1 pseudogene is annotated in these 555 nt (G+C 34.8%); it reads left to right on the forward strand.

Annotation, left to right across the window (positions count from 1 at the left end):
* Window positions 1-30: 30 nt before the first annotated feature.
* Window positions 31-555: pseudogene (locus TY19_RS00395) on the forward strand (hypothetical protein); the annotation flags it as partial.

The following is a 555-nucleotide window of genomic DNA, read 5'->3' on the forward strand; positions in this document are numbered from 1 at the left end:
CAAGCGATCAATAAAAGAAAAATAAGGTTTTTGTCAAGCGATGCTGCTTCTTTAAATAGAGAACCAAATTTTGGAAAACCCTTAAGCCTATCAGTCGAAGAGCAAAGAGGAAATCTTCCGATAATAGATCCTGCGTTAATCCATAGAATTAATTCTCTGATCTCAGCATTTCCTCCGATGGGAAATGAGAGTGACGAACAAACAATAGAGGAAGAGGTCGACTATACAGGTGTTCCAGTAGATACAACACTGCTTTCCCAGTATTGGAATATCGCTTATAAAAATGCTTCTTCACTAGAGGAAGCAGATATTATTCTTATGGGTGAAGATCACAAAATTTTAGCCTATCAACAATTAGAGATTGCAATTATCAATCAATTTGGAAAAGACGATGATGTCTTGCTTTTAGAAGGAGTAGAGTATCAAGAGGAGGCGCAAAATTTCAGTTCAATTTGTCCTAAGCGTAGCTACGATTTAATTTCAAAAAATATACGCCTGTTTGGTTTTGAGGAAAATTTATTAGATTTGATTGAAAGTTTAAATATGCTTAAAGAA

The organism is Candidatus Protochlamydia sp. R18 (assembly GCF_000648255.1).
Classification (GTDB): domain Bacteria; phylum Chlamydiota; class Chlamydiia; order Chlamydiales; family Parachlamydiaceae; genus Protochlamydia; species Protochlamydia amoebophila.